Origin of the sequence: Bacteroides sp. 3_1_23, from assembly GCF_000162555.1 — a bacterium.
In the GTDB taxonomy this organism is placed as follows: domain Bacteria; phylum Bacteroidota; class Bacteroidia; order Bacteroidales; family Bacteroidaceae; genus Bacteroides; species Bacteroides ovatus.
In genome coordinates, this window is the sequence record NZ_GG774949.1 from 228,923 (window position 1) to 236,667 (window position 7,745).

Consider the following 7,745-nt stretch of genomic DNA (forward strand, 5'->3'; position numbering starts at 1 on the left):
GCTCTTTATCTTTTAATACACAAACTTATGAAGCAAACAAATTTAAAGTATTTAATGATAGGAGTGCTTACCATAGCTTCCATCAGTTGTATGGACAAAGAGCGTGACTTATCTTGGGAGAGAAGGCATATGCCAAAAGAAGCATACTTCGACTTCAACATGACCCAAGCTGTCGCTTTGGATATCAATTATTGTTTCAAAAGCGAAAATTATCGTGTCCTTTTTGACATTTACGATCAAGATCCCATTGAATACTCAGCTGACGGCAGCGTGTCCCAAAAGGACATAGAGCCTATCTACCGTGCAGTTACAGACGAAGAAGGCAAATTCAGCGGAGAGATGAATATTCCGGCGGACCTCTCGGAAGTATGGTTATCATCGGATTATTTAGCCACCGTATCTCCTCTTAAACTAACGATTGACGACAGTCGTCGGCTTTCATTTAATCAAGATGCATATATCGCTACCTTACGTTCACAAACGGCATCAAAAACCAGAGGAGTGACCGTGAACCAACATACCTATCTAAAAGAATGGCATGTTCTTCCCGATGCAGACTGGGATGACAGCGGAAGACCAACCAACCTGGAACCTAAAATAAATATACCTCCGGCAGACGTACTATACAACATCAAGTATGTTTTCAGAAAGGTTACAGTCAAAGATGAGAGCGGTAAAAGCAAGGTTATGAACATCAGTCAGAATTATCCGGAGTTTTTTGATGGTTCCATTAAAATGACTTCAGATATTCCAATTGTTAACCCGACCGAAGTAAGCCTCGTATTTATAAACAGCTCTGCTGCATGGTACAATACAGTTGGATATTACACCTATCCGACCAACAATCCGCCCCAGAGCACGAGTGATATAAACCAAATAATTGCATTCCCAAACACCTCTCCTGTTTACAAGACTTTAGGGGTAGGAGCATTAGTGTGTGGCGAAGAAATAAAACTCAAATATTGGAATGAAGAGACACAGGAATACGAAGACAAATTTCCTGCAGGAGTCACAATTGGCTGGTGCCTTCAAGGTATGGGATTCAAGAGTAAACTCACCTCAGAAACAGATAAAGACAAAGTGGGCGATATCATAAATGGTATGGGGGCACGCTACTCCACCAGGAATCTAAACACGAATAATACACAAAGAACTGTATCTCTCCGTGATTCCAAGTCCGGGCAGATTGTAGCAGTAGGATTCGAAGATAATATTGACTTCGATTATGCAGATGCCATCTTCTATATTCATACGTCAGAAAAGAATGCTATTGACCCGATATTGCCTCCATTGCCTGAAGACCCCGAAGCAATCCCCGAGCAATATAAAATTTCTTATTCCGGTACACTGGCTTTTGAAGACTTATGGCCTAAGTTAGGTGATTACGATATGAATGACGTAATGGTAAAGTACACCAGTACGATGACCCGAAATGCTCTTGACAATCGCATTTACGAAATTGAAGACAAGTTTATCTTACAGCACTGTGGCGGTTATCTGCAAAACGGATTTGGATATCAATTACACAAGCTCTCAAACAGCAATGTCAAGAGTGTAAAAATAACGGGGCCTGATGCCAGTGGTTTATCAAGTTCTATATACATGGAAGGAAAAGAAACAGAGCCTGGACAGTCTCACCCAACCATATTGTTGTATGACGACATGACAAAATTCAAAAATATCACTGATGAATCAAAGAAAGAATATACTGTAACCATCACGCTTGATGGAGCTAGTGAGAAAGAGGTGGTACCTCCTTACAACCCGTTTATCTTCATCAGTTCCAACGAGGGTAGAGGCAAAGAATTACATCTGATAAATTATCCCCCGACTGACAAAGCCGACTTATCGTTACTGGGAACCGGAAAAGACATCTACAGACCAGAAGAAGGGATGTATTATGTTTCTGCAGACTTGATGCCGTTTGCTATCAATATGCCAGTAAGTAATCTCCCGGTTCCAGAGGAAGGGAAACGAATCGATCAATCATATCCCAAGTTCTCTGGATGGGTATCATCGAATGGGAAACAAAATAAAGATTGGTACAAATAAAGATTGATACGATTTAAATAAAAGCAGCCCGGATATTGTACGGAATCGCTATCGGGACTTCGCATTGCGAACCATCGATGAAAAAGACATAATAGACATCTGTTTAGAAAGGCGCGAATTACGCAGTTCACACAACTTCTCGAATACTCACCAAGAATTCGTGTGAACTGTGTTTTTATTTTAAGCCACAACATTATAGGATGTAAGTATTATCCGTTATGAATAGGCTTCCATCATTAAATCTTCGGCTCCCATTTTATCTTAAAACCTTTATTAGGGAATAGCATATCAAACACAATCACGAATATAAAAACAGATGTTACCAAGATATTCATCGTCAATAAAGAAATGTGATAAGGCCAGGGAAGCAGTAAAGCCAAAGCTATTACAGCAATAATATGTGATAAAGGAAGCATACGGCACGTGACATATTTATAGATACTATTTGCCAGAATATAAACGATTGGTCCGATAATCAGAACAAAAACAACTTCCGCTCTCATTTCTTGTTCGGGATAGGCAACAATCAGCTCGTCTCCTACCGCACAAATAATCAATGCTCCCACCAGTACAATATGAATTGCATTATAAATCAACCCCAGCTTTCCGGGATCTTTCACTTCCTGTATTTTCCGACTACCGGCTTCACTGCTCACATCAAAGTAAACCCACCACATAGCCAAACTACCAATAAAAGATATGACAGCAGAAATAATCACGAGAGGCGTCCATTCTTCTACTTCACTCAAAGAAGCTCCTGTCATCAATAGAGTTTCTCCAAAAGCAATAATCACAAACAACTGGCAACGTTCCACCAAATGATGCCCCTCAATAGTCCATTCCTTGCTACTGTCCGAACGTCCCAGACGAGGTAAAGCAAATCCGTGCATCGGGGCTGTATAATCACAGATGGCGGCTATAATCCACAGTAGAATTTGCCATTCTCCCTGCAATATGGCACCCGTAATCCAAAAGACGGCAGATATACAGAACCAGCCCATAATTCGCTTAAAATTAGCAGCCAGATGATGATCTCCTAACACCCCGATAATATAAAGTGTTCTCCCTGCCTGTATCAGAACATAGCAGACAGCAAATATCAATCCCCGGTAAGTAAAGGCATAAGGAATAGCAGCCGCCATCACCAGCCCCACCAGCATACTGATAAAAAGAAGAATACGTATCGGCCGGGTATCCGGGTTGAACCAGTTAGTCACCCAGATGGTATGTTGCCACAACATCCAGACTGCAAACCACAGGATTGTTTCTTTCAATAATCCTTCCCAAGTGAGATTATGAAGCAAATAATGTGAAAGTTGCGTGACCGAGAAAACATAAATCAGGTCAAACAGCAGTTCGGAATAAGAGACAGTAGCAGTTTCCGTTTCTCTCTTCCGAAGCAATGGATGGGGGGGAGTAAAACATACGAGGTTCCTTTTATATATATAAAAGAAACCCCGCAGAAGTCTATTTTGTTCAGAGAAAGTCTTACATTCTGGAAGGAACTTCGATACCCAGCAAATTCATTCCCAAGCGAACAACTTTAGCTACATTAGCAGACAGAGCGATACGGAATACTTTCACCGCCTCATTCTCTTCGCGCAGAATACTATAGTCATGATAGAACTGATTGTATTCTTTCACCAAGTCATAAGTATAATTAGCAATAATAGACGGGCTGTAATCTTCACCGGCTTGTTTTACAACAGCAGCAAAGTCGGCAACCATCTGAATCAGCCCTTCTTCCTTTTCACTCAATTCAATACCAGCCGGAATCTGTTCAGGAATTACGATACCTGATTCGGCAGCTTTCCGAAGTACAGACTGGATACGTGCATAAGTATATTGAATAAACGGACCTGTATTACCATTGAAGTCGATAGATTCTTTCGGATTGAATGTCATATTCTTACGGGCATCGACTTTCAGAATGAAATATTTCAATGCTCCCAGACCCACAATACGGGCAATATCATCAGCTTCTTCCTGTGTCAAACCATCCAGTTTGCCTAGTTCTTGTGAAGTTTCTTTAGCAGTGGCAATCATTTCCTCCATTAAGTCGTCAGCATCAACTACCGTACCCTCACGGGATTTCATCTTACCTTCCGGCAGTTCCACCATTCCGTAAGAGAAGTGTACCAGACTCTTACCCCATTCGAAACCAAGTTTATCGAGCAAGATAGAAAGCACCTGGAAGTGATAGTTCTGTTCGTTACCTACTACATAAATCATCTTATTAATCGGGTAATCGGCAAAACGAAGTTTAGCCGTACCGATATCCTGAGTCATGTAGACAGAAGTACCGTCACCACGGAGAAGGAGCTTATGATCCAGTCCTTCGGCAGTCAGGTCGGCCCATACGGAACCATCTTCTTTCTTGTAGAAGAAACCTTTTTCCAGACCTTCCATTACCTTTTCTTTTCCTTCGAGATAAGTATTGGATTCATAATAGATCTTGTCAAAGCTAACCCCCATCTTCTTGTAGGTTTCGTCGAATCCTGCATATACCCAGTTGTTCATCATTTCCCACAATCCGCGTACTTCCGGATCACCGGCTTCCCACTTCACCAACATTTCGCGGGCTTCTTGCATCAAAGGAGAATTCCGCTCAACTAATGATTTAATACCTGATTCAAAATCATTAATTTGGTTTTGGAGATAATCAATTTCTTCAAAGAAAGGAAGAAAATCATTTAATTGGTCTTGATTTAAGATTTCGGGTAATTCTTTAAAAAAGCCATTCCAATCTCCATTATCATGAGCAGTTTCAGCAAGAATCTCAATTTCAGAAGTCAAAAAAGGAATACTTTCAAATGGCAATGAATAATATGCCTCTATAAGCCTATTTTTATAATCTTCTATAAGCCTAAGATTATTCTTAATATTATCTGCAATAATATCCGGCAACTCATCCCAAGATTCACTAATACAAATAGTATTTATCTCTTCTTTAAGTTTATTATTAAAAATTACATAATAATCGCCAACCAGATGGTCGCCTTTCTTTCCGGAAGTCTCCGGAGTTTCGCCGTTTCCATATTTCTTCCATGCCAGCATGGATTTACAGATATGGATACCACGGTCGTTTACGATATTAGTCTTTACTACCTTGTTGCCGTTGGCAGCTACGATATTTGCCAGCGCATTTCCCAAAAGATTGTTACGCACGTGTCCCAAGTGAAGCGGTTTGTTTGTATTCGGAGAAGAATACTCGATCATCACCAACGGAGAAGTTTCGGTAGCTTTTACCAGACCGTACTGTTCATCTGCCTGAATCTCGTTCAGCAACTCAATCCATGTAGCCGATGCAATAGTCAGGTTCAAGAACCCTTTTATCACATTAAACGCTGCTACAGCCGGATCGTTTGCCTTCAGATATTCACCGATTTCCTGTGCCGTTTGCTCCGGTCCTTTTTTTGACATCTTCAGGAAAGGAAATACCACCAACGTCAAATGTCCTTCAAATTCTTTCTTCGTTTTTTGCAACTGCACCATCTTTTCAGGGACTTCCTGACCGTAAAGTGCTTTGAGTCCGCTGATAACGGACGCTACAAGTTTATCTTCTATCTTCATAATCAAGTTATTTCTTGCGCGCAAAGATACAAAAAAAGGAGACGCATCGCGTCTCCTCTCCTAATTTCTTTCAACTATCTATCTTATTCAACAGCTGCAGATAATTCAGCACCAGCTTTAAATTTAGCTACTTTCTTAGCAGGAATAGTAATAGTTGCCTTTGTAGAAGGGTTAATACCAGTTCTTTCAGCTCTTTCGCTTACTGAGAAAGTACCAAAACCTACGAGAGATACTTTGTCACCAGCTTTCATAGCATTAGTAACTGAAGTGATGAAAGCATCAAGTGCTTTTTTTGCATCGGCTTTGCTCATTTGAGCTTCAGCAGCCATTGCGCTAATAAGATCAGACTTATTCATAATACGTAAAATGATTAATTAATATATATGTTACACAAAAGATTATCCCACAATGGATTAATTCCACAAATATAGCCGAACAAAACAACATATCAAATAAAAACATAAAAAAAACGCAGCAAATTATTGAAAAAGAGCTAATAGGAAGCGTTTTTCATGCTTTAAAACAGAATTTATTCGTACTTTTGCGTCTATTATCTAAATATTCAGAAATTAAAATGATGCCAACTGTAACTAAAAACCTGATAATTATCAATGTACTAGTATTTTTCGGGACAATCGTAGCCCAACGTTACGGCCTGGATTTAACGAATTATCTGGGATTACATTTTTTCCTCGCAAGTGACTTTAATCCGGCACAGCTTATCACTTATATGTTCATGCACGGCGGATTCAGCCACATTTTCTTTAATATGTTTGCCGTTTTTATGTTCGGACCGATTCTCGAACAAACCTGGGGACCCAAACGTTTCCTCTTTTACTATATTCTCTGCGGTATCGGTGCGGGACTTATCCAGGAAGGGGTACAGTATATTCAATATGTAACGGAACTTAGCCACTACGCACAAGTGAATATAGGTACAGGTGTTATCCCAATGGAAGAGTATCTGAACATGATGACCACCGTAGGTGCTTCGGGAGCCGTTTACGCCATATTGCTGGCATTCGGTATGTTATTTCCCAATAACCGGTTGTTTATCTTCCCGCTGCCATTTCCTATCAAAGCGAAGTTCTTCGTTATAGGATACGCCGCGATTGAATTATGGTCAGGACTTGCCAATAGCGCCGGAGACAATGTCGCTCACTTTGCTCACCTGGGAGGAATGTTATTTGGATTGATCCTGATTTTGTATTGGAGAAAAAAAAGCAATAACAATGGGACATATTATAGCTGATTTAAAGGAGACATTCAGAAGAGGAAATATTTTCATCCAACTGATTTATATCAACGTAGGCATCTTTCTGATCGGCACGTTGATTAACGTTTTCTTGCGACTGTTTGAAGTAAGTACCCCCGATATATTCGGTATATTTGCCCTGCCGGCATCCTTTATCGGATTTATTCATCAGCCGTGGTCGTTATTTACTTATATGTTTATGCATGCCGGTATCCTGCATATTCTATTCAATATGCTTTGGCTGTATTGGTTCGGAAGTTTGTTTCTCTACTTTTTCTCGGCCAAGCATTTAAGAGGACTATATGTATTAGGAGGTATCTGTGGAGGTTTACTGTATATGGTTGCCTACAATGTATTTCCTTTATTCAGTTCGCAAGTGGCGGGTGCAACATTGGTAGGAGCATCAGCTTCCGTATTAGCCATCGTAGCTGCTACGGCTTATCGTGAACCAAATTACAGGGTGCAACTTTTTCTTTTCGGTGCTATCCGTCTCAAATATCTGGCACTGGTTGTTATCGGAATCGATGTATTATCCATCACCTCAAGTAATGCCGGAGGACATATCGCCCACCTGGGCGGTGCTCTTGCAGGACTTTGGTTTGCCGCCAGCCTAAGTAAAGGAACCGATTTGACTTCCTGGATCAACTGGATTCTGGATGGTTTCACCTCCTTGTTTCAAAAGAAAACATGGAAACGGAAACCGAAAATGAAGGTACACTATGGAAACAGTGCCACCGGTCGCGAGAAGGATTATGATTACAATGCCCACAAAAAAGCACAGTCTGATGAAGTGGACCGTATTTTGGAAAAACTAAAGAAATCCGGTTACGACAGTCTGACAACTGAAGAAAAGAAAAGCTTGTTC

Annotated in this window: 6 protein-coding genes; 3 read left to right on the plus strand and 3 right to left on the minus strand. The window is 40.6% G+C overall.

Annotation, left to right across the window (positions count from 1 at the left end):
• Positions 1-27 precede the first annotated feature (27 nt).
• Complete coding sequence (locus tag HMPREF9010_RS22995; protein WP_032852561.1) at positions 28-2,052, plus strand: LruC domain-containing protein; 2,025 nt, start codon at positions 28-30, stop codon at positions 2,050-2,052.
• A gap of 236 nt (positions 2,053-2,288) precedes the next feature.
• On the opposite strand, the gene HMPREF9010_RS22990 is transcribed toward HMPREF9010_RS22995, so the two are convergent.
• The 3 genes from HMPREF9010_RS22990 to HMPREF9010_RS22985 all read right to left on the minus strand — a co-directional run bounded on the left by HMPREF9010_RS22990 (position 2,289) and on the right by HMPREF9010_RS22985 (position 5,981).
• Positions 2,289-3,455 (minus strand): low temperature requirement protein A, encoded by a 1,167-nt coding sequence (locus HMPREF9010_RS22990; RefSeq protein ID WP_008646490.1) that lies wholly within the window; start codon positions 3,453-3,455, stop codon positions 2,289-2,291.
• An 85-nt stretch (positions 3,456-3,540) separates the two neighbouring features.
• Positions 3,541-5,625, minus strand: coding sequence for an arginine--tRNA ligase (gene argS, locus HMPREF9010_RS24945; RefSeq protein ID WP_008646492.1), 2,085 nt, complete (start codon positions 5,623-5,625; stop codon positions 3,541-3,543).
• 83 nt (positions 5,626-5,708) lie between these two features.
• Positions 5,709-5,981, minus strand: coding sequence for an HU family DNA-binding protein (locus HMPREF9010_RS22985; RefSeq protein WP_004296482.1), 273 nt, complete (start codon positions 5,979-5,981; stop codon positions 5,709-5,711).
• A gap of 221 nt (positions 5,982-6,202) precedes the next feature.
• On the opposite strand from HMPREF9010_RS22985, the gene HMPREF9010_RS22980 reads away from it, so the two are divergent.
• Both HMPREF9010_RS22980 and HMPREF9010_RS22975 read left to right on the plus strand, forming a co-directional pair.
• The gene (locus tag HMPREF9010_RS22980; RefSeq protein ID WP_008776855.1) at positions 6,203-6,877 is read left to right on the plus strand and encodes a rhomboid family intramembrane serine protease; all 675 of its coding nucleotides are present in this window, start codon (positions 6,203-6,205) and stop codon (positions 6,875-6,877) included.
• Positions 6,858-7,745, plus strand: an 888-nt coding sequence (locus HMPREF9010_RS22975; protein ID WP_008646495.1) for a rhomboid family protein, incomplete at its 3' end; no start/stop codon positions are given. The genes HMPREF9010_RS22980 and HMPREF9010_RS22975, both read left to right, overlap by 20 nt.